The 426-nt window shown below is 68.3% G+C and carries 1 protein-coding gene; it reads right to left on the bottom strand.

Going from position 1 to position 426, the window contains the following annotated elements; translation table 11 throughout:
• Positions 1-426, bottom strand: a 426-nt coding sequence (locus tag AC1DN0_RS41555) for an MATE family efflux transporter (protein ID WP_477146679.1), incomplete at both ends; no start/stop codon positions are given.

Below are 426 nucleotides of genomic sequence, written 5' to 3'. Positions count from 1 at the left end.
GTGGTGGCCTCGGCCACGCCCATCGGGATCATGAAGCACAGCTGCGCCACGTTGATCGCGATCTGGTGCGAGGCCGCCTCGGTGGCGCCAAGGCGGCCGATGAGCAGCGCGGTGACGATGAACAGCCCGCCCTCCATCAGCACGGTGATGCCGATCGGCAGGCCGGTGCGCAGCAGGTCCCAGATCGCGGCCCAGCGCGGCGCCTCGAAGTGCGAGAACAGGTGCAGGTGGGCAAAGCGCTTGGTCGTGAACAGGTACCCGGCAAAGCACAGCGCCTGGATCCACATCATCGTGGCCGAGGCGATGCCCAAGCCTTCGGCGCCCAGTTCCGGGAAGCCCAGCTTGCCGTAGCAGAGGATGTAGCCCAGCGGCGCCAGCACCAGCAGGCCGCCGAAGCCGAGCAGCATGGTCGGCAGCGTCCAGTGC

Source organism: Cupriavidus sp. 05N39, assembly GCF_056397325.1.
The sequence above is the reverse complement of the archived record's forward strand: the minus strand, read 5'-3'. Positions and strand labels throughout refer to the sequence as shown.